This window comes from Sphingopyxis sp., assembly GCF_041916015.1.
In the GTDB taxonomy this organism is placed as follows: Bacteria; Pseudomonadota; Alphaproteobacteria; order Sphingomonadales; family Sphingomonadaceae; genus Sphingopyxis.
On the sequence record NZ_JAYSAH010000076.1, the window covers coordinates 41,620 to 60,039 of the forward strand.

An 18,420-nucleotide genomic window follows, 5' to 3' on the forward strand; every position below is an offset into this window, starting at 1 on the left:
ACGGGCCTAGCTCAGCAGCGGTTCGAGAGCATCCCATTCATGCTCGACCGCGCGGCGGCCGGCATCGATCGCGGCGCGGATCTTCGCAGGGGCGAATTCCAGCGTCTCGCTATACTCCTGTTCGGGCTCGATGATCCGGATCGGCGCGAAGCGATAGCGCGCGATCTGGACGTCGAGCGGGCGCAGGATGCGCGCCGCCTGCGCACCGCCGATGCCTTCCGCCTGCAGCGCGCGAAGCTGTCCCTCGCGGGCCGCGATCAGATCGTTGATCAGCGCGGCGCCGGCGAGGTCGTTGGCCGAGACTTCGGATTGCAATATGTCGACTGCGCGCAGGCCGATCTTGATCAGATTGCCAAAGGTACGGATCTGGCCCGGCTGCGGCGCGGGTGAGGCCCGCACCGCGATGACGCCGCGCGGGTTCATCTCCAGCGCGGCGCTGAGCGGCGTCACGTCGCGCACGCCGCCGTCGACCCATTGCTCCTCGGTCCCATCGCGGGCGCGGGTCTTCAAGGGATCGAAGAAGAGCGGCATCGCGCAGCTTGCATAGACCCAATTGTGGATGCCGGGGACGCTTTCGTCGATGCTGCGATAGGTGCCGGTGCCGAGGTTGACGACGCCGAGCAGCAGCTTGCGTCCGCTCGCTCTCAACTTCTCCTCATCGGCGAAGCCCTTGAGCAGGCGCTTCAGCGGCGCGGCGTCGTAGATCGCGTCCTCACCCAGTATGCCACCGACGACGCCGAGCGGGCGCTCCTTGTAGATCGAGCCATTGCCCTTGATGCCGAGCCACGCGTCGAGCAGTCCGGGCACATCGTCCTGCGCGATCCCCAGCGCCTGGATCGCCCCGGTCGAAACGCCGGCGACGATGTCGATCCGGACGCCGCGGTTGACCACGAGTTCGTGGACGACTCCAACCTGGAACGCACCCTTGGCGCCGCCGCCGCTCAGCACCATCGCAAGACCGCCTGCCATGCCGCCTCTCCTTTAGGACAGCGGGCAGTCTACAGGAATTTCGGCATCACGTCTGCCGCTCAAAAGCGCGAGCGATCCGTCCGACATCTCTGCGCGAATGGAATGATAGCCCCGGGGCCCTATCGGATCGATCAAGGTCGAATCCTTGTCGTCCTAGTCCATATCCTGCTCGATCGGCGCCGCCGCCAGCGGAGGCGTCGCGCCGCCGTCCAGCGCCGCTCGCAGCCGGTCGCGGTCGAGCGCATTGTCCCAGCGGGCGACGACGACCGTCGCGACCGCATTGCCGATGAAATTGGTGAGGCTGCGGCATTCGGACATGAAGCGGTCGATGCCGAGGATCAGCGCCATCCCCGCGACGGGGACCGACGGCACGATCGACAGCGTCGCTGCGAGCGTCACGAAGCCGGCGCCGGTGACGCCCGCGGCGCCCTTCGAGCTGATCATCGCGACGAGCAGCAGCAGGAGCTGGTCGCCGAGCGGCAGATCGACGTTGCACGCCTGCGCGATGAACAGGGCGGCGAGCGTCATATAGATGTTGGTGCCGTCGAGGTTGAAGCTGTAGCCGGTCGGGACGACGAGCCCGACCACCGATTTGGCGCAGCCCGCGCGTTCCATCTTTTCCATCAGGCTCGGCAGCGCGCTTTCGGACGAGGAGGTGCCGAGCACGAGCAGCAGCTCGGCGCGCAGATAGTGGATCAGCTTGAAGATCGAAAAACCTGCGAGCCGCGCCGCGATGCCGAGCACGACGATCACGAACAGCGCCGAGGTGAGATAGAAGGTCGCGAGCAGGTTCGCGAGATTGGCGAGCGATCCGACCCCGTATTTTCCGATCGTGAACGCCATCGCGCCGAATGCGCCGACTGGCGCCGCGCGCATCAATAGGCCTACCAGTTTGAAAACGACGAGCCCGATGCGCTCCAACATGTCGCGTACCGGTGCGGCGGGTTCGCCGACCATCAACATCGCAACCCCGAAGAGGATCGAGACGAGCAATACCTGAAGCAGCGAGTCTCCGGTGAGCGCCGAAACCAGCGTCGTCGGAATCGCAGCCATGACGAAATCGACGAGGCCGCTGTGCTTCGCCTTTTCGACATAGCCGTTCACCGCACCGGCATCGAGCGTCGCCGGGTCGATGTTCATGCCCGCGCCCGGCTGCACCGTGTTGGCGACGATCAGCCCGACGATCAATGCCAGCGTCGAGAAGAAGAGAAAATAGGCGAAGGCCTTTCCCGCGACGCGCCCGACCGAGCGCAGTTCGCTCATCCCCGCGATGCCGGTGACGAGGGTGAGGAAGATTACCGGGGCGATGATCATCTTGACGAGCTTGATGAAGCCGTCGCCGAGCGGACGCAGCGCTTCGCCCGTCGCCGGCCAAAAATGTCCGATGACGACGCCGAGCAGGATGGCGGTGAGCACCTGGACATACAGATGGCGCCATAGCGGCGTTCGCTCCGGCGCCATCGGCCCGGTCCCGTCGATTGTAATGGCGGCCACTTGTTCACCCCTCCCGAACGCGGTCTTTGCCGCAGCGGGCAGCGCTGCAACCGGCGGCCCTTTAATATTGCCAGTTTGGCGTCGTTAAAATCTGCAAAATGGGATTTTATTCATATTCGGAAGCCATGGTTTGCCAAGGTCCAGACCAATTCGTTTCACTTATGTTAACTACGCCCCGTAGTATCGTTGAATAATATACGGAATTTCTCTATTGTGCGGCGGCAGCGCCCAGGTGGTTCATAGTATCGTGATGACATTTCCCCATTCCCCCGGTGCTGCTTCGAACGAGGATGGCATGAAGAAACCGCTCCTCTCCACGACATCGCCTGAACCGGCTGCCGATTTGGGCGCCGAGACGGACCGTCGCGGTTCCGACCGCTACCGCACCGTGTGGCGCATCGCCAAGGTGAAGCGCGACGGCGATGTCGGGCTATGGCGGGTGCGCAATATGTCCGATCGCGGCATGATGCTGGCCGCCGACGTACCGATCACGGTCGGCGAGCCGCTCGAGATCGCGCTTTCGGATGCCGTGATCGTGCGGGGCAGGGTCGTCTGGTCGGAAGGGGGGCGCTGCGGCGTCGAATTCGACGAGGAAGTCGATGTCGCCGCCGTACTGAAGCAGCTCGCGTCCGAGCAGCGCGCGAGCGGCTATCGCCAGCCGCGCCTGCCGGTGCATACGCGCGCCGAACTGGTCACCGACGAGGGCACGAGCGCGATCGAACTTGTCGACCTGTCGCAAAGCGGTGCCGGCTATGTCCACGACGGCCATCTGGAAGTCGGCAAGGAAGTCGAACTGGTGCTGGCCGGCGGCATCCGCCGCAAGGCGATCGTCCGCTGGTCGAAGGCCGGGCGCGGCGGATTGTGGCTGACGCAGCCGCTTGACCGCGCCGACCTCGAAAGCATCCGCCGCTTTCAAAACTGACGATTAGGCCGCGCCCTTCACGATCTTCGCCCAGGGGTTGAGATCGGGCTCGGCGATTTTCACCAGCCTGTTATGGTCGCGGTGGCGAAAGGGCTCCGGCTGGCCCTTCACCATCAGCATCGTGTCCTGGACATAGCTCCACGATCCATCGTCGTGGAAATCGACCGTCAGCTCGTAGCTGTCGGTGCGGAAGGCGAGGTCGAGGAAGGTTGTCGAACAAATGCCATATTCGGTCTGCCCGCGCTCGGCCCGCAGGTTCAGCTTCTTGTCGCCCGGCTTCGCATGGCCCGCGGCGATCGCGATCTGACCGCGCGGAATCGCGAGCGTCTGGAGGATCAGCCCGGTCGCGGCCTCGTACAGCCAGTAACCGACCTGATCGTGGAAGGTGATCTCTTCCTCGCGCGTGTTGATATGGACGTGATAGCGCAGCCCGTAAAAGAGTTGCGGACCATTCGCCTGCGGGTCGATCGGCTGCATCTCGATCCGCTCATAATATTTGCGCGTTTCGGGGCCGTCGGCCTTGGGATTCACGTCGACGCCGCGTGTCCCCTCCCAGATGCCGGCGAGACGGCGGAGCGGGCCGAGGTTGGCGAGCGTCTCGGGATCGACATTCTCGGGCTCGGTGAAGATGTCGTCGGGTATGTCCATGCTCGCCCCCTTGGCCATGTCAGATATCTTCGATCAGCCGGCCGTAAAGCTGCGGCCGCCGGTCGCGGAAAAAGCCCATGCCAGCGCGATGCTTCGCTGCGCGGTCGAGGTCGATCGTCTCGACCAGCACGCCCGTCTCGCTTGCGCCGAACGCCTGCGTCATATCGCCCCATTCGTCGGTGATGAAGCTGTGGCCATAAAAACTGGCGTCGCCCTCGGTCCCGATCCGGTTCGCGGCGATCACCGGCATGCAGTTCGATACGCTGTGCCCCTGCATCGCGCGGCGCCACATGCGGCTGGTGTCGAGATCGGCGTCATAGGGCTCGCTGCCGATCGCGGTCGGGTAAAAGAGCAGTTCGGCGCCCATCAGCGCCATCGCGCGCGCGCATTCGGGATACCATTGGTCCCAGCAGACGCCGATCCCGATGCGCGTGCCGAAGACATCCCAGACCTTGAAGCCCGTGTTGCCGGGGCGGAAATAATATTTTTCCTCATAGCCGGGGCCGTCGGGGATATGGCTCTTGCGATAGGTGCCCATGATCGCGCCGTCGGGGCCGATCATGGCGAGCGTGTTGTAATAATGCGGGCCGTCCTTCTCGAAGAAGCTCGTCGGGATCGCGACCTTCAGCTTCGCGGCGAGCGCCTGCATCGCGACGACACTGGGATGTTCGGTGGTCGGGCGCGCGGTCGCGAAGAGTTCTTCTTCCTCGACCTGACAGAAATAGGGGCCCTCGAACAGTTCGGGCGGCAAAATGACCTGCGCGCCCTTCGCCGCCGCCGCTTCGACGAGCGCGGTCACGGCCTCGATATTGGGCTGAACGGGGCCGGGCAGGGGAAGCTGCAGCGCGGCGACTGTGATGGTGCGGGTCATGGAATGGTCCGGGGATGGGCAGGATTCGGGGCCGAATATAAGGGGCTTCGCGCCCGATGCTAGGCCGGAAGCTGCTGGCTCGAGCAATGGAAGCTGCCGCCGCCGACGATGATCCCGCGCGCGGGAACGCCAACGGTGCGGCGGTCGGGGAAGAGCGCAGCGAGCGTATCGACCGCAGCCCGGTCGTTTGGAACGCCATAGGTCGGCACGACGACCACCGTATTGCCGATGTAGAAGTTCATATAGCTCGCGGCCGCGAGTTCGCCGTCGATCTCGACACGGCCGGGCGAGGGGAGGTCGACGATCTCGACCCCACCGAACGCTGCGGCGCGCGCGCGGGCGTCAGCGTAGATTTCGGCATTGGGGTCGTCGCTTCCCGCCGCGACGGGCAGCGCAAGCCGCCCTTCACCGGCGAAGCGCGCGAGATTATCGACATGCCCGTCGGTGTGATCGCCGATCAATCCGTCACCGAGCCACAATAGCCGGTCGATGCCGAGCGACTGGTGCAGCCTGACCGCAATGTCCTCACGCGTTAGCGTCGGATTGCGGTTGAGGTTGAGCAGGCACTCCTCGGTGGTGACGCAGAGGCCGGTGCCGTCGACGTCGATGCCGCCGCCTTCGAGCACCCAGTCCTGGTCGTCGACCGGCAGGCCGCTCGCCGCGGCGAGCGCGGCACCGACTTCCTGATCGCCCGGCATGACGAATTTCTCGCCCCACCAGTTGAATTCGAAGTTGCGCGCGCGGCGTGCGGCACCCGTGCCCGCGATGATCGGCCCGGTGTCGCGCAGCCAGATATCGCCGAGCGGCTGGACGAGGATGCGGACGCCCGCCTCGACGAGTCCCGCGGCGATCTCCGCCTGCGCCAGGTCGTTGACGACCAGCCGCACCTCTTCGCCGCGGCCGCCGTCATGGACGGCGTTGGCAAAGGCGGCGACGTCGGCGCGCGCGGCGTCGATCCGGCCGGCCCATTCCTCGTCGAGGTGCGGAAAGCCGATCCACACCGCTTCGTGCGGCGCCCATTCGGCGGGCATTCTCAGCGTCATGATCCTGTCCTGAATCATCCCCAACCGTTTGCCCTGAGCCTGTCGAAGGGCCGTTCTTTCTTTGGGCGTCGAAGAAGAACGGTGCTTCGACAAGCTCAGCACGAACGGAGGGAAGGATGCCTTATTTTGCTGCCGGACGCGACTTGTCGCGGGCGGCGCGGAACTCGTCGCCCTTGACCCAGTTCGGCCAGGCGTCGGTCATCGCCAGCATCCGCCCCGCGGCATAATAGAGGCGGAGGTCGGCGAGCATGCCGTCCCAGTTGGTGATCGCCTCATATTCGTCACCCGGTGCGTGGTAGCGGTTCTTTTCATAATCTTCCGCCGCCTTCTTGCCGGCCTCGACCCCGCCTGCGACCAGATCGTCGCCGCTGCCGAAGTTGAACATCGGCACGCCGTGCTTGGCGAAGCTGAAATGGTCCGACCGATAGTAGAAGCCCTTTTCGGGGGTCGGTTCGTCCTTGATCACGCGCTTGTCCATCTGGGCGAGCTTGGCGACATAGGCGTCGAGCTCGGACTTGCCGCGGCCGACGACCACGATGTCCTTCGTCGGGCCGATCGCGTTCAGCGCGTCCATGTTCACGCCCCCGACGGTCTGGGCGAGCGGGAAGACCGGATTATCGGCATAATATTTGGAGCCGAGCAGGCCCGATTCCTCGGCGGTGACCGCCAGGAAGACGACGCTGCGGTCGGGCGCGCCCGCCTTTTGATAGGCCTGCGCCAGCGTCACGAGGCCGGCAATGCCGCTCGCATTATCGACCGCGCCGTTGCAGATGTCGTCGCCCTTCACCGGCGTGCAGCGGCCGAGATGGTCCCAATGGCCCGTATAGAGCACATATTCGTCGGGGCGCTTGGCCCCCGGCAGCACGCCGATCACATTGTGCGACAGCTTCTTCGAAATCTCGTTGTCGAAGCTCAGCGACGCCTTCACGCCGGTCAGCGGGACCGCCTTGAAGCCCTTCTGGCCCGCCGCGGCGCGCAGCTTGTCGAAGTCCTGCCCGGCGCTCGCGAACAATTCCTTCGCCTTGGGAAGCTGAATCCAGCCGTTGGCGACGGTCTGGTCGGCGCCGCCATTCTTGCTTTCGGCAAGATATTGCGTGCCGGTGTTGCTCGATTCGACGACGTTCCAACCATAGGCGGCGGGTTCGGTATCGTGGACGATCAGCACCGCCGCGGCGCCCTGCCGCGCGGCTTCCTCATATTTATACGACCAGCGGCCATAATAGGTCATCGCGCGGCCGTTGAATTCGCCCTTGGCTTCCTTCGTCTGCCAGTCGGGATCGTTGACGAGGACGACGACCGTCTTCCCTTTCACATCGAGCCCGGCATAGTCGTTCCAGCCCTTTTCGGGGGCGTTGATGCCATAGCCGACGAAGACGACGTCGCTGTCCTTGATCTCGGTCTTCGGCTGCACGCGCCAGCTGAACGCGACATAGTCCTTCGCATATTGCGCGGTGACCGGCGTCTTGCCGCCGGTGAAGCTGAGCGGGGTCGCGTTTTTCGCGGTGATCTCGACCAGCGGGACGTCCTGCGTCCACTTGCCGTTGTTGCCGGGCTTCAGGCCCGCTTCCTGATATTTCTTGATGATATAGGCGATAGTCTTTTCCTCGCCCGCGGTGCCGGGTGCGCGGCCTTCATAGGCGTCCGACGACAATTCCTTGGTCACCTCCTGCAGCGTTGCCAGCGACAGCTCGGGAATCTGGACGTCGGGAATGGCCACGGCATCGGGGCCGGCGGCCTTGTCGGAGCCATTGCACCCGGCAACGGACAGAAGGACCGCGAAGGCCGCGGCGGATCGGGGGAAGCGAAGCATGGAATTTCCTTGGAAAGTTTCGTTTGCGACGATCGGGCTTGTGCCAGTCGCGCGGCGCCGATGCAAGAAGGGCGGCCCTTTCGGACCGCCCTTCTGAACATGTTTCGGTGGAAACCCGATCAGCGCGAATAGAATTCGACGACCAGATTCGGTTCCATCTTCACCGGATAGGGAACTTCGTCGAGCGTCGGAACGCGCACGAAGGTCGCCTTGGTGCCGTCGAGGGCCAGATATTCCGGCAGATCGCGCTCGGGCAGGCTCTGCGCTTCGGCGACCAGCGCCATTTCCTGCGCCTTCTTGCCGAGGGTGACTTCGTCGCCTGGCTTCACGAGGCGGCTCGCGATGTTGCACTTCACGCCGTTCACATAGACGTGGCCGTGGCTGACGAGCTGGCGCGCCGAGAAGATCGTCGGCGCGAACTTGGCGCGATAGACGATCGCGTCGAGGCGGCGTTCGAGCAGGCCGATGAGGTTCTGGCCGGTATCGCCCTTCATGCGCGACGCTTCGAAATAATTCTTCTTGAACTGCTTCTCGGTGATGTCGCCGTAATAGCCCTTCAGCTTCTGCTTGGCGCGAAGCTGGATGCCGAAGTCCGACATCTTGCCCTTGCGGCGCTGGCCGTGCTGGCCGGGGCCATATTCGCGGCGGTTGACCGGGCTCTTCGGGCGACCCCAGATGTTCTCGCCCATCCGGCGGTCGAGTTTATACTTGGCGCTCTGGCGCTTCGACATATGTCGTCTCCAATTTGCTGTGTGCCGAGGGATTTCGGCGTGTCCCGGATCGCACCACAGGAAAGATGTCCTGTGCGACCGCCGCTTCACCGGGGTGCGGGGTCAATTTGCGAAGGCGCGCCGTTAGACGGACGCTGCCGCTGAGTCAAGCTCGACAGCGCGGAAAAAGCCGTTAAAGGCGGCGCGCATGACATCCGCCAAACTGCCCGAACAATGCGAAACCATGGCCGAAGTGCGTGTCGGGGTCGATCAGGTCGACCGCGAACTTGTCGCGCTGCTCGTTCGCCGTTTCGGTTACATGGACGCCGCGGCGCGCATCAAGACCGATCGGGGAACCGTGCGCGACGAAGCGCGCAAGGCCGAGGTACTCGACAATGTTGCGCGCGAGGCCGAAGCGTCCGGGCTCGACCCGCAACGCATTCGCGCGGTGTGGAACGAACTGGTCGAGCAGTCGATCGCGCACGAGGCGATCCGGTGGGACCGTCTCCGCGCCTGAACGGGCTTTAGTTGCGGCCGGCGGTTCCGTTGAAGCGCGAATCGGTGCGCATGTCGGCCGGCTGTTCGTCCCATTCCTGCTGGGTTTTGCAGATCGTGCGTTTCATGCGCGACCCGGTGTTGACCTGATTATAGCAGATTTTCTTGGGCTTCGGCGGCTTGGCGGTGCTTGCCGGTTGCTCCGAGGCGGTTGCGGCCTCGGGGGCCGCAACGGCAAGCATCAGGGAAAGAAAAAGAGAAAACATGAGGGACTCCATATCGGGATACGTCCCGTTATCGCGATCTGGGTGTCCTGCCAAGGATGGTTATGATTCCGTGCATCATCCTGATATCATTATAGGACCAGCCGGTTTTGGTGAGCGTGGTTCGCAAGGTGCGGAGCGTTGCCTCGGTGCGGTCGGCGGGAAAGAAATAGCCTGCCGTATCGAGGTCGCGGATCAGATGCTGGATCAGCTGCTCCATCTCGCCATGCGGTGCCGGCGGATCGAGCGGCACTTCGGGCGGGCTTGAGAGCGCGACGCCCTTCGACCATTCATAGGCGAGCAGGATCACCGCCTGCGCGAGATTGAGCGAGCCGAATTCGGGATTGATCGGAACGGTGACGATCTTGTGTGCGAGCGCGACATCGTCGGTTTCGAGCCCCGAGCGTTCGGGCCCGAAGACATAGGCCGAGCGGCCGGCATCCGCATGAACCTCGCGCGCTGCCTCCTCGGGCGTCAGTACCGGCTTCGTCACGCCGCGCTTGCGGACGGTCGTCGCATAGATGGTGGTGCAATCGGCGACCGCCTCGGCGAGCGTGTCGAACACCGCCGCTTCGGCAAGTACGACATCGGCGCCCGACGCCGCCGGACCCGCGTCGGGATTCGGCCAGCCGTCGCGCGGGGCGACCAGACGCAACTCGGTCAGGCCGAAATTGAGCATCGCCCGCGCCGCCTTGCCGATATTCTCGCCAAGCTGCGGTCGAACCAGAACGATGACGGGGGGCGGGGCGGCCGCGGTCATTTGTTCGGCCGTGCCGCCTCCGAAATGGTCGAGGCGAATTCCTCGAAATCCTTGGCTTCGGTGAAGTCGCGATAGACGCTGGCAAAGCGGATGTAGGCGACATTGTCGAAGCCCTTCAGCGCCTCCATCACCATCGCGCCGATCTGCGACGCCTGCACCTCATTGTCGCCCGAAGTTTCGAGCTGGCGCTGGATGCCCGAGACGAGCCGTTCGATCCGGGCGCCGTCGATCGGGCGCTTGCGACACGCGATCTGGACGCTGCGCATCAATTTCTCGCGGTCGAACGGCTCGCGCCCGCCGTCCGCCTTGAGGACCGCGACCTCGCGAAGCTGGATACGTTCGAAAGTGGTGAAGCGCGCGCCGCAGTCTTCGCACTGGCGGCGGCGGCGGATCGCGGCGCCGTCCTCGGTCGGACGGCTGTCCTTGACCTGGCTGTCTTCATGTCCGCAATAAGGGCAGCGCATTGGTCAGCGTTTCACCCGCGAATAGAGCGCGATCGCTGCCCCCGCCAACAGGCCGACCGGCCAGGTGACGACCGGCAGCACCGCGCCGGCGATCGCGCCGAGGGCGCCGCCGGTCAGGACAGGGCGCGTCGAGGGATGATCGATCCCTTGCTTGCCCATCGCCTTGACCTCTTCGATCGTCAGTTCGACCAGCGTCGGTTCCTCGGGATGCTGCCGCGCCATCGCCTTTATCCCTGATAGATGGGGAAGCGCTCGCAGAGCGCGCGGACACGGCCGCGAACATCCGCCTCGACATCGGCGTCGCCATGTTCGCCCTTGTCGCGCAGCGCTTCGAGCACGTCGGCGACCATATCGCCGATTTCCTCGAACTCGGCGATGCCGAAGCCGCGCGTCGTGCCCGCGGGCGAGCCGACGCGGATGCCGCTGGTCTTGACCGGCGGCAGCGGATCGAAGGGGACACCATTCTTGTTGCAGGTGATGGCGCTGCGCTCGAGCGCTTCGTCGGCGTCGCGGCCGGTGATGCCGAGCGGACGGAGGTCGATCAGCGCGAGGTGCGTGTCGGTGCCCCCGGCAACGACGTCGGCGCCGCGCGCCTTTAGCCGGTTCGCGAGCGCCTGCGCGTTGGCGATCGTCGCCTTCGCGTAATCCTTGAACTCGGGGCGCAGCGCTTCGCCGAAGGCGACCGCCTTGGCGGCGATGACGTGCATCAGCGGCCCGCCCTGCAGGCCGGGGAAGACCGCCGAATTGATGCGCTTGGCGATCGCTTCGTCATTGGTCAGGATCATGCCGCCGCGCGGGCCGCGCAGCGTCTTGTGCGTCGTCGTGGTGACGACATGCGCATGCTCCATCGGCGAGGGGTGCGCGCCGCCCGCGACGAGGCCCGCGAAATGCGCCATATCGACCATCAGCAGCGCGCCGACGTCATCGGCGATGGCGCGGAAGCGCGCGAAGTCGAGCGTGCGCGGATAGGCCGAGCCGCCCGCGATGATGAGGGCAGGGCGATGCTCCTTGGCCAGCGCCGCGACCTGATCGAAATCGACGAGATGGTCGTCGGCGCGCACGCCATATTGCACCGCGTTGAACCATTTGCCCGACATGGCGGGCGCCGCGCCGTGGGTCAGGTGGCCGCCCGCGTCGAGGCTCATGCCGAGGATCGTCGCGCCGGGCTTCGTCAGCGCGAGCATCACCGCGCCATTCGCCTGCGCGCCCGAATGCGGCTGGACGTTGGCGAAATTGCAGTCGAACAGCTTTTTCGCGCGGTCGATCGCGAGCGTCTCGACCTCGTCCGACGGGGCGCAGCCCTGATAATAGCGGCGGCCGGGGTAGCCTTCGGCATATTTGTTGGTGAACACCGAACCCTGCGCTTCGAGCACCGCCTTCGAGACGATATTCTCCGACGCGATCAGTTCGATCTGATATTGTTCGCGTTCGAGTTCATGCTTCATCGCCGCGGCGACCGCAGGATCGGCCGTGCCGACGCCGTCGGTGAAATAGCCGGCCGATTTGATGGGCTTGTCGAGCGTTTCGGTGGTCATCGGCTGGTCTCCAGTTGAGGCGGATTGGATAGTTTGTCGACGCGGCGCGCGTGGCGGTCGCCGGCGAAATCGGTGGCGAGGAAGGCGGTGACGCACGCCTTCGCCATGTCGATGCCGGTCAGCCGCGCGCCGAGCGCGATGACGTTGGCGTCGTTATGCTCGCGCGCCAGCTTCGCCGACAGCGGTTCGGAAACGAGTGCGCAGCGGCAGGCGGGATTGCGGTTCACCGAGATCGAGATGCCGATCCCCGAGCCGCAGAGCGCGACACCCCTGTCGGCGCTGCCGTCGGCGACGGCCGCGGCGAGGCGGTAGCCATAGTCGGGATAATCGACGCTGTCGGGGCCGTTGGTGCCGAGGTCGGCGACCTCATGGCCCTCGGCGCGCAGCCAGTCGGCGAGCAGGGCTTTGAGCTCCCAGGCGGCGTGGTCAGAGGCTATGGCGATGCGCATGGCGCGGCTCCCGCAAGGCAAAGGGAATCGATGACGGCCCTTTAGGCGAAGCTTTCGATCTTGGCCACCGCCGCAGGGCGCTTTTTCGACCCTATTTTGTCACAAAGCGGGTTTGACCGCCCATGGGCGCCCGCGTAGAGCGCGGCCATGGGTGACACGCTGCTTTCGATCGTCATGCTCGGCGCCATCGCGCTGCTCGTCGGCGCCGTCATGGTCTTTCGCCATGGCGACCGGCGCCGCGCGCTCCTGATGCTCGTCGCGGCGCTGGTCATGTTCGCCAATGTGGCGATCTGGCTGATTCCGGCGCAGTAAACGACGTCAGCGGATCGGCGAATCGGGCGCGAGCCGCATATCCAGATAATTGTCGAGCGACTTCATCAGCTGGTCGAGCTCATGCTCGAAGAAGTGGTTGGCGCGCGGGATCTCGTCGTGATGGATCGTGATGCCCTTCTGCGTGCGCAGCTTGTCGACCAGCTTCTGGATCGCTGGCGGGGGCACGATCTCGTCCTGTCCGCCCGCGACGATGATGCCCGACGAGGGGCAGGGCGCGAGGAAGCTGAAATCATACATGTTCGCCGGCGGAGCGACCGACAGGAAGCCGCGAATCTCGGGGCGGCGCATCAGCAGCTGCATGCCGATCCACGCGCCGAAGCTGAATCCCGCGACCCAGGTCGTCTGCGCTTCGGGATGGATCGACTGCACCCAGTCGAGCGCCGAGGCAGCATCGCTCAGTTCGCCGATGCCATTGTCGAACGTGCCCTGGCTGCGGCCGACGCCGCGGAAGTTGAAGCGGAGCACCGCGAAACCGCGCGCGACGAAGCTCTTGTACATCGCCTGGGTTATGCGGTCGTTCATCGTGCCGCCGCCCTGCGGATGCGGGTGCAGGATCAGCGCGACCGGCGCGCGCGGGCGCGGCGGCGGCGAGAAACGGCCTTCGATGCGGCCCTCGGGGCCGGGGAAAATGACGTCGGGCATGGGCGCACCTTCATGGTTCAGGGGCTTGCCACCGATTCGCCGGAGGGCGGGGTGGCGGAGCGAGATGCGCGCCTATATAGAAAACAGGTCTCGACTTGCAACTTTTGCGAATCGTTCGCAACAAGGATCGTTTCGCAGAATGATTTACCTCGACTATCAGGCCACGACGCCGCTGGCTCCCGAGGCGCGCGCGGCGATGCTGCGCTGGCTGGAAGGCCCGGGCGAGGGGGATGGCTTCGCCAACCCCTCGAGCACCCACAAGGCCGGCCGCGCCGCCGCGGCCGCGGTCGAGGTCGCGCGCGATCAGGTCGCGGCGCTGCTGCCGAAGGGTGGGCGCGTCTTCTTCACCTCGGGTGCGACCGAGGCGCTCAACTGGGCCTTGTTTCGTGGAGCTCAGGCCAAGCCCGGCGGCGTTGCGGGGCTCAGCATCGAACATGCCGCGTCGCTGCAATGCCTCGAGCGGCTGAACGCGACTATCCTGCCGGTCGATGGCGCCGGACTGGCGCTGCCGCCCGACGAGGCGCTGATCCCCGAAAATGGCATTGTCGCGGCGATGCTCGTCAATAACGAGGTCGGAACGATCCAGCCGGTCGCCGATTTCGCCGCCGCCGCCCATGCGAAGAACAGCCTGCTGCTCTGCGATGCGGTGCAGGGCTATGGCCGCGTCGCCATCCCAGAGCAGGCCGATCTGATCGCGCTGTCCGCGCACAAGGTCCACGGGCCCAAGGGCATCGGCGCCTTATGGGTGCGCGACGGGATCGACCTGGAGCCCCTGATGTTCGGCGGTGCGCAAGAGCAGGGGATGCGTTCGGGCACCGTGTCGCCCGCGCTTTGCGCCGGCTTCGGCGCTGCGGCGGCGCTCGCGGCCGAGCGCTTCGACGGGGATGCGGAACATGTCGAGCGGCTCTGGTCGCTTGCGATGGAGATGCTTCCCGAATGGACGCTCAATGGTGCGGCGAGCCCGCGCTATCACGGCAACCTCAACATCCGCCGCGAAGGGGTGAACGGCCTTCGCCTGATGTCCGACGCCCGCAGTGTCGCTTTCTCGCTCGGCAGCGCGTGCGGCAGCGGGTCGGGCAAGGTCAGCCATGTCCTCCGTGCGATGGGCGTCAGCGAGGCCAATGCGCGCTCTTCGATCCGTCTCGGATGGGGACGCTATACGACCGAAGCCGCGTTGCGCGACGGCCTGAACGCGATCAAGGATGCGGCGCGGCTTCAGGGAGTGAATTGAGTGCGCGTCACCTTCATCCACGCCGACGGCAAGGGGCGCACCGAGGCCGAGGCCAATCCCGGCGAGAGTCTCCTCGACGTCGCGCAGGCGCATCTGATGCCGCTTGAGGGGACGTGCGAGGGGCAGATGGCCTGCTCGACCTGCCATGTCATCGTCGCGAAGGAGGATTTCGGTCGCCTGCCGCCCGCGAGCGACATGGAGGAGGATATGCTCGACCTTGCCGCCGGGGTGCGCCGGACGAGCCGCCTGTCGTGCCAGATCGTCCTGACCGAGGAGCTCGACGGGCTCACCGTCCATATTCCTGCCGAAAGCCGCAACATGCAGGCGCCGCGCTGATGCGGTCGGTCTTTGCCGCCGCGGTGCTGCTGATGTCGGCGGGGTGCGCGTCCTCGTCATCGACGCCGGTGCGCGAGCCGACGGGCGATTCGGTGATCCTCGCCAAGCGGCTTGCCGACATCGAACGCCGTTCGGGCGGGCGTCTTGGAATTGCGGTGACCGACACCACCGGGCGGCTGCTCTTCGGGCAGCGCGCCGACGAGCGCTTTGCGATGTGCTCGACCTTCAAGCTGCTGCTCGCGGGACAGGTGCTGCGCGGCGCAGCCCATGGCGGGCTGTCGCTCCGCACGCCGCTGCCGTTCGCCGGGGCCGATTTGCTGCCGCACTCGCCCTATAGCGAGACGCAACTCGCGGCCGGCGAACTCCGTCTCGGCTTCGCCGCCGAACAGATCGTCAAGGTCAGCGACAATGCCGCCGCCAATCTGATCCTGAAGGCGACCGGCGGTCCGGCGAGCTTCACCCGGCAGCTTCGCGCGATGGGCGACACGGTGACGCGGCTCGACCGTGCCGAGCCCGGCCTCAACGAAAATGCGCCCGGCGATCCGCGCGACACGACCAGTCCCGCGGCGATGGCGAAAAGCGCGGCGCGGCTCGTCTATGGCGATCATCTGGCCTCCGACTACCGGCGGATGCTACGAAGCTGGCTGATCGACAGCGAAACCGGCTGGGCGCGGCTTCGCGCCGGATTGCCGCCGGCGTGGATCGCCGGCGACAAGACGGGGACGTGCGGCACCGCCTATAATGATGTTGCCTTCATCGAGGCGCCCGATGGCGGCAGATATATGGTCGCGGCCTATCTCGATCGCCCGAGCGTTTCCGATGATGCCGCCAATGGCTTGCTTGCCGAAGTCGGGCGTGCGGTCGCCGAGAATCCGATCGACTGACCAGCTTGCATTTCCGCGCCGCCGCCGCCATATGCGCCGCGGGAGTCGGGCGGACGCAGTCTTCGCCAACCCGGTCAGGTCCGGAAGGAAGCAGCCGCAACGAATTCGCTGCGGGTCGTTCCGGCTCCCACCCCAAACCACCTTTCGTTGCGTCGTCACCCTGAACTTGTTTCAGGGTCCATGGCCTGTGTTCTCGTTTGATGTGGTGCTAGATGGCCAAGGCGGGCCATGGATGCTGAAACGAGTTCAGCATGACGAAAAAATGGGAAGCAGACGGTCGCCTTTCCCCTTCGACAAGACCGTCGCCGCCCCCTAAGACGGACCCCATGAGCGATTCCGCTGACGACGATATCCCGATGCTGGGGATGGACATGCCCGAGACCGCGCCGCCGGCTTCGAGCGGCCCATACCGCGTCCTTGCGCGCAAATATCGCCCGCAGACCTTTGCCGAACTGATCGGTCAGGATGCGATGGTGAAGACGCTCGGCAACGCGATCGCGCGCGACCGGCTGGCGCATGCCTTTCTGATGACCGGGGTGCGCGGGGTCGGCAAGACCTCGACCGCGCGGCTGATTGCCAAGGCGCTGAACTGTATCGGCCCCGACGGGCAGGGCGGGCCGACGATCGACCCGTGCGGCGTCTGCGAGCCATGCCGCGCGATCACCGAGGGTCGCCATATCGACGTGATCGAGATGGACGCCGCGTCGAACACCGGCGTCGACGATGTGCGCGAGATCATCGAGGCTGTGCGCTATGCCGCCGTGTCGGCACGTTACAAAATCTACATCATCGACGAAGTGCATATGTTGTCGCGTAACGCCTTCAATGCGCTGCTGAAAACGCTCGAAGAGCCGCCGCCGCACGTCAAATTCCTGTTCGCGACCACCGAAGTGAACAAGGTGCCGGTGACCGTGCTGTCGCGCTGCCAGCGCTTCGACCTCCGCCGCATCACGCCCGACATGCTGTTCGCCCATTTCAGCGCCATCCTGCAGAAGGAAGGCGTCGAGGCCGAGGCGCCGGCGATCTGGCTGATCGCCAACGCCGCCGAGGGATCGGTGCGCGACGGGCTGTCGATCCTCGACCAGGCGATCGCCCACGCCGACCTCGATGGCGGCGGCAGCATCGGCGCCGATCAGGTACGCATCATGCTCGGCCTGTCGGACCGTACCGCGATCACCCAATTGATGGCGGCGATCCTCGAAGGCGACAGCGGCGGGGCGATCGACCTTGCCCGCGCGCAATATGCGCTGGGGATCGAGCCGGTCGCGATGGTGCGCGGGCTGATGAACCTGACCCACGCGATCACGCTCGCCAAGGTTTCGCGCCACGACGATCCCGCGCTCGCCGCGGGCGACCGCGAGCGGATCGGCGACTGGGCGAAAAAGCTGGGTTTTGCGCCCTTGAACCGCCTCTGGCAGCTACTTCTCAAGGGGCATGACGAGGTGCTGCGCGCGAACAATCCGCTCGAGCATCTCGAAATGCTGCTGCTCCGCGTGATCTATGCCGCGTCGCTGCCCGATCCGGGAGAGCTTGCGAAACTGCTCGAATCGGGCGGCGTGCCGACGATGCCGCTCGCGGCCCCGGCGGCGCCCGCCGGACAGGAAAGCGCGGCGGCGGTGCCGGTCGCGGAAGCGCCCGTTGCGGCAAGCGTCGAGGCGCCGGCTGCGGCGCTGACCATCGCGCAAATTCACCATCTGCTCGAAAGCACCGGTAATCATCAGCTTGCACTGCAAGTTTATGATCATCTCCAGCTTATCGAGCTCGAACCCGGCTTGATCGTCTATGCGGCTGCACCGGCGCTCGAAGGCGATTTCGCGCGCAGACTGGGCGAGGCGCTGCTGAACCAGACCGGCAGCCGCTGGCAGGTCCGCGTCGGCGAAGGCGAGGGACGGCCGAGCCTGGGGCAGATGAAGGCTGCGAAGCTTGCCGACAATGACGCGCGCATCCGCGAACTGCCCGTCGTGAAGGCTGCTCTGGCCGCTTTCCCCGATGCCAGGCTTGTCGAAGACGACAATAATCACCAGAGGTCCAATCCATGAAATCGATCGAAGAAATGATGAAGGCGGCGCAGGAAGCCGCAGCCACGGTTCAGGCGCAGATGCAGGAGGCGCAGGCGAAGCTCGACAGCGTCGAGGTCGAGGGCGTCTCGGGCGGCGGGCTCGTGAAGATTCGCGCGACCGCGAAGGGCCGGATCAAGGCGATCCACATCGACGACAGCCTGATCGTGCCGTCGGACAAACAGATGCTCGAGGACCTGCTCGCCGCCGCGTTCAACGACGCGCGCGAAAAGGCGGACGCCGCGAGCAACGAGGAAATGGGCAAGATGACCAGCGGCCTGCCGCTGCCACCGGGGTTCAAACTGCCGTTCTGATCGAAACCGTCGCCCCCGCGCGCTATCGGTCTTGACCGGCTTGGCTGCTAAAACGACAACGGCCCCCGCCTTCGCGGGGGCGACGCGCTTTTTCTCATTCAGCCCTGCGTCATTGAATGCGCGGCAAGTTACGCCATATTAGCGACGAAGTGCCTATAAGGAAGGACGCGCGGCCGGTTCCGGCGCGCCT

The 18,420-nt window shown here is 65.4% G+C and carries 22 protein-coding genes and 1 other RNA gene; 9 read left to right on the forward strand and 14 right to left on the reverse strand.

The genetic code is table 11. The features are described from left to right. Nucleotides 1-6 precede the first annotated feature (6 nt). Both ACE3SL_RS11060 and ACE3SL_RS11065 read right to left on the reverse strand, forming a co-directional pair. The gene (locus tag ACE3SL_RS11060; RefSeq protein WP_374525792.1) at nt 7-969 is read right to left on the reverse strand and encodes a patatin-like phospholipase family protein; all 963 of its coding nucleotides are present in this window, start codon (nt 967-969) and stop codon (nt 7-9) included. 153 nt (nt 970-1,122) lie between these two features. Then, a complete protein-coding gene (locus ACE3SL_RS11065) occupies nt 1,123-2,430 on the reverse strand; it encodes a dicarboxylate/amino acid:cation symporter (RefSeq protein ID WP_374525907.1) in 1,308 nt (435 codons plus the stop codon). Nucleotides 2,431-2,758: 328 nt separating this feature from the next. Between ACE3SL_RS11065 and ACE3SL_RS11070 the strand changes: the two genes are divergently transcribed. Next, nucleotides 2,759-3,385: a PilZ domain-containing protein gene (locus ACE3SL_RS11070; protein WP_374525793.1), complete on the forward strand. Its 627-nt coding sequence runs from the start codon at nt 2,759-2,761 to the stop codon at nt 3,383-3,385. A 3-nt stretch (nt 3,386-3,388) separates the two neighbouring features. On the opposite strand, the gene ACE3SL_RS11075 is transcribed toward ACE3SL_RS11070, so the two are convergent. The 5 genes from ACE3SL_RS11075 to rpsD form a co-directional block, all read right to left on the reverse strand. After that, nucleotides 3,389-4,033, reverse strand: a complete 645-nt coding sequence (locus ACE3SL_RS11075; RefSeq protein WP_374525794.1) for an FABP family protein — start codon at nt 4,031-4,033, stop codon at nt 3,389-3,391. Between the two features lie 19 nt (nt 4,034-4,052). Further along, nucleotides 4,053-4,904, reverse strand: coding sequence for an N-carbamoylputrescine amidase (aguB, locus tag ACE3SL_RS11080; protein WP_374525795.1), 852 nt, complete (start codon nt 4,902-4,904; stop codon nt 4,053-4,055). A gap of 59 nt (nt 4,905-4,963) precedes the next feature. Then, nucleotides 4,964-5,947, reverse strand: coding sequence for an agmatine deiminase family protein (locus ACE3SL_RS11085; protein ID WP_374525796.1), 984 nt, complete (start codon nt 5,945-5,947; stop codon nt 4,964-4,966). Nucleotides 5,948-6,068: 121 nt separating this feature from the next. After that, a complete protein-coding gene (locus tag ACE3SL_RS11090) occupies nt 6,069-7,757 on the reverse strand; it encodes a M28 family metallopeptidase (protein WP_374525797.1) in 1,689 nt (562 codons plus the stop codon). 119 nt (nt 7,758-7,876) lie between these two features. Further along, a complete protein-coding gene (gene rpsD / locus ACE3SL_RS11095) occupies nt 7,877-8,488 on the reverse strand; it encodes a 30S ribosomal protein S4 (RefSeq protein WP_374525798.1) in 612 nt (203 codons plus the stop codon). Between the two features lie 187 nt (nt 8,489-8,675). Here rpsD and ACE3SL_RS11100 point away from each other — a divergent pair, with 187 nt between their 5' ends. Continuing rightward, on the forward strand, nt 8,676-8,984 hold the full coding sequence (locus ACE3SL_RS11100; protein WP_374525799.1) for a chorismate mutase: 309 nt from the start codon (nt 8,676-8,678) through the stop codon (nt 8,982-8,984). Between the two features lie 7 nt (nt 8,985-8,991). Here the strand turns inward: ACE3SL_RS11100 and ACE3SL_RS11105 are convergent, their stop codons facing one another. Genes ACE3SL_RS11105 through rpiB form a run of 6 tightly spaced genes read right to left on the reverse strand, consistent with a single transcriptional unit; the run spans nt 8,992 to nt 12,433 of the window. Further along, complete coding sequence (locus ACE3SL_RS11105; RefSeq protein WP_374525800.1) at nt 8,992-9,228, reverse strand: hypothetical protein; 237 nt, start codon at nt 9,226-9,228, stop codon at nt 8,992-8,994. A 28-nt stretch (nt 9,229-9,256) separates the two neighbouring features. Continuing rightward, nucleotides 9,257-9,985, reverse strand: coding sequence for an RNA methyltransferase (locus ACE3SL_RS11110; RefSeq protein ID WP_374525801.1), 729 nt, complete (start codon nt 9,983-9,985; stop codon nt 9,257-9,259). Further along, nucleotides 9,982-10,449 carry a transcriptional regulator NrdR gene (gene nrdR, locus ACE3SL_RS11115; protein WP_374525802.1) on the reverse strand — a complete coding sequence of 156 codons (468 nt, stop codon included), beginning with the start codon at nt 10,447-10,449 and terminating at the stop codon, nt 9,982-9,984. Before nrdR ends, ACE3SL_RS11110 begins: the two co-directional genes overlap by 4 nt. A gap of 3 nt (nt 10,450-10,452) precedes the next feature. Then, on the reverse strand, nt 10,453-10,671 hold the full coding sequence (locus tag ACE3SL_RS11120) for a hypothetical protein (RefSeq protein WP_374525803.1): 219 nt from the start codon (nt 10,669-10,671) through the stop codon (nt 10,453-10,455). 5 nt (nt 10,672-10,676) lie between these two features. Beyond that, nucleotides 10,677-11,984, reverse strand: a complete 1,308-nt coding sequence (glyA, locus tag ACE3SL_RS11125) for a serine hydroxymethyltransferase (RefSeq protein WP_374525804.1) — start codon at nt 11,982-11,984, stop codon at nt 10,677-10,679. Further along, nucleotides 11,981-12,433 carry a ribose 5-phosphate isomerase B gene (gene rpiB / locus ACE3SL_RS11130; RefSeq protein ID WP_374525805.1) on the reverse strand — a complete coding sequence of 151 codons (453 nt, stop codon included), beginning with the start codon at nt 12,431-12,433 and terminating at the stop codon, nt 11,981-11,983. The genes glyA and rpiB overlap by 4 nt, the downstream gene beginning before the upstream one ends. 147 nt (nt 12,434-12,580) lie before the next feature. On the opposite strand from rpiB, the gene ACE3SL_RS11135 reads away from it, so the two are divergent. Then, on the forward strand, nt 12,581-12,745 hold the full coding sequence (locus ACE3SL_RS11135; RefSeq protein WP_374525806.1) for a hypothetical protein: 165 nt from the start codon (nt 12,581-12,583) through the stop codon (nt 12,743-12,745). A gap of 6 nt (nt 12,746-12,751) precedes the next feature. On the opposite strand, the gene ACE3SL_RS11140 is transcribed toward ACE3SL_RS11135, so the two are convergent. Further along, the gene (locus ACE3SL_RS11140) at nt 12,752-13,408 is read right to left on the reverse strand and encodes an alpha/beta hydrolase (RefSeq protein WP_297661633.1); all 657 of its coding nucleotides are present in this window, start codon (nt 13,406-13,408) and stop codon (nt 12,752-12,754) included. A gap of 139 nt (nt 13,409-13,547) precedes the next feature. On the opposite strand from ACE3SL_RS11140, the gene ACE3SL_RS11145 reads away from it, so the two are divergent. From ACE3SL_RS11145 to ACE3SL_RS11170, 6 genes are all read left to right on the forward strand, one after another. Continuing rightward, nucleotides 13,548-14,639 carry a cysteine desulfurase family protein gene (locus ACE3SL_RS11145; protein ID WP_374525807.1) on the forward strand — a complete coding sequence of 364 codons (1,092 nt, stop codon included), beginning with the start codon at nt 13,548-13,550 and terminating at the stop codon, nt 14,637-14,639. Next, complete coding sequence (locus ACE3SL_RS11150; RefSeq protein ID WP_374525808.1) at nt 14,640-14,975, forward strand: 2Fe-2S iron-sulfur cluster-binding protein; 336 nt, start codon at nt 14,640-14,642, stop codon at nt 14,973-14,975. Next, nucleotides 14,975-15,859, forward strand: a complete 885-nt coding sequence (gene bla / locus ACE3SL_RS11155) for a class A beta-lactamase (RefSeq protein ID WP_374525809.1) — start codon at nt 14,975-14,977, stop codon at nt 15,857-15,859. The genes ACE3SL_RS11150 and bla overlap by 1 nt, the downstream gene beginning before the upstream one ends. 37 nt (nt 15,860-15,896) lie before the next feature. After that, an RNA gene (ffs, locus tag ACE3SL_RS11160) (signal recognition particle sRNA small type) lies at nt 15,897-15,994 on the forward strand. Between the two features lie 191 nt (nt 15,995-16,185). Then, a complete protein-coding gene (locus ACE3SL_RS11165; RefSeq protein ID WP_374525810.1) occupies nt 16,186-17,898 on the forward strand; it encodes a DNA polymerase III subunit gamma/tau in 1,713 nt (570 codons plus the stop codon). Next, nucleotides 17,895-18,230 carry a YbaB/EbfC family nucleoid-associated protein gene (locus ACE3SL_RS11170; protein ID WP_374525811.1) on the forward strand — a complete coding sequence of 112 codons (336 nt, stop codon included), beginning with the start codon at nt 17,895-17,897 and terminating at the stop codon, nt 18,228-18,230. The genes ACE3SL_RS11165 and ACE3SL_RS11170 overlap by 4 nt, the downstream gene beginning before the upstream one ends. The last annotated feature ends 190 nt before the right edge of the window (nt 18,231-18,420 follow it).

Coding starts and splice junctions, on each gene's coding strand:
- ACE3SL_RS11170 (WP_374525811.1), top strand. CDS start 17,895: ATGAAATCGATCGAAGAAATGATGAAGGCGGCGCAGGAAGCCGCAGCC.
- ACE3SL_RS11100 (WP_374525799.1), top strand. CDS start 8,676: ATGACATCCGCCAAACTGCCCGAACAATGCGAAACCATGGCCGAAGTG.
- rpsD (WP_374525798.1), bottom strand. CDS start 8,488: ATGTCGAAGCGCCAGAGCGCCAAGTATAAACTCGACCGCCGGATGGGC.
- aguB (WP_374525795.1), bottom strand. CDS start 4,904: ATGACCCGCACCATCACAGTCGCCGCGCTGCAGCTTCCCCTGCCCGGC.
- bla (WP_374525809.1), top strand. CDS start 14,975: ATGCGGTCGGTCTTTGCCGCCGCGGTGCTGCTGATGTCGGCGGGGTGC.
- ACE3SL_RS11090 (WP_374525797.1), bottom strand. CDS start 7,757: ATGCTTCGCTTCCCCCGATCCGCCGCGGCCTTCGCGGTCCTTCTGTCC.
- ACE3SL_RS11065 (WP_374525907.1), bottom strand. CDS start 2,430: ATGGCGCCGGAGCGAACGCCGCTATGGCGCCATCTGTATGTCCAGGTG.
- ACE3SL_RS11110 (WP_374525801.1), bottom strand. CDS start 9,985: ATGACCGCGGCCGCCCCGCCCCCCGTCATCGTTCTGGTTCGACCGCAG.
- glyA (WP_374525804.1), bottom strand. CDS start 11,984: ATGACCACCGAAACGCTCGACAAGCCCATCAAATCGGCCGGCTATTTC.
- ACE3SL_RS11060 (WP_374525792.1), bottom strand. CDS start 969: ATGGCAGGCGGTCTTGCGATGGTGCTGAGCGGCGGCGGCGCCAAGGGT.
- ACE3SL_RS11145 (WP_374525807.1), top strand. CDS start 13,548: ATGATTTACCTCGACTATCAGGCCACGACGCCGCTGGCTCCCGAGGCG.
- rpiB (WP_374525805.1), bottom strand. CDS start 12,433: ATGCGCATCGCCATAGCCTCTGACCACGCCGCCTGGGAGCTCAAAGCC.
- ACE3SL_RS11070 (WP_374525793.1), top strand. CDS start 2,759: ATGAAGAAACCGCTCCTCTCCACGACATCGCCTGAACCGGCTGCCGAT.
- ACE3SL_RS11120 (WP_374525803.1), bottom strand. CDS start 10,671: ATGGCGCGGCAGCATCCCGAGGAACCGACGCTGGTCGAACTGACGATC.
- ACE3SL_RS11135 (WP_374525806.1), top strand. CDS start 12,581: ATGGGTGACACGCTGCTTTCGATCGTCATGCTCGGCGCCATCGCGCTG.
- ACE3SL_RS11140 (WP_297661633.1), bottom strand. CDS start 13,408: ATGCCCGACGTCATTTTCCCCGGCCCCGAGGGCCGCATCGAAGGCCGT.
- ACE3SL_RS11105 (WP_374525800.1), bottom strand. CDS start 9,228: ATGTTTTCTCTTTTTCTTTCCCTGATGCTTGCCGTTGCGGCCCCCGAG.
- nrdR (WP_374525802.1), bottom strand. CDS start 10,449: ATGCGCTGCCCTTATTGCGGACATGAAGACAGCCAGGTCAAGGACAGC.
- ACE3SL_RS11075 (WP_374525794.1), bottom strand. CDS start 4,033: ATGGACATACCCGACGACATCTTCACCGAGCCCGAGAATGTCGATCCC.
- ACE3SL_RS11085 (WP_374525796.1), bottom strand. CDS start 5,947: ATGACGCTGAGAATGCCCGCCGAATGGGCGCCGCACGAAGCGGTGTGG.
- ACE3SL_RS11165 (WP_374525810.1), top strand. CDS start 16,186: ATGAGCGATTCCGCTGACGACGATATCCCGATGCTGGGGATGGACATG.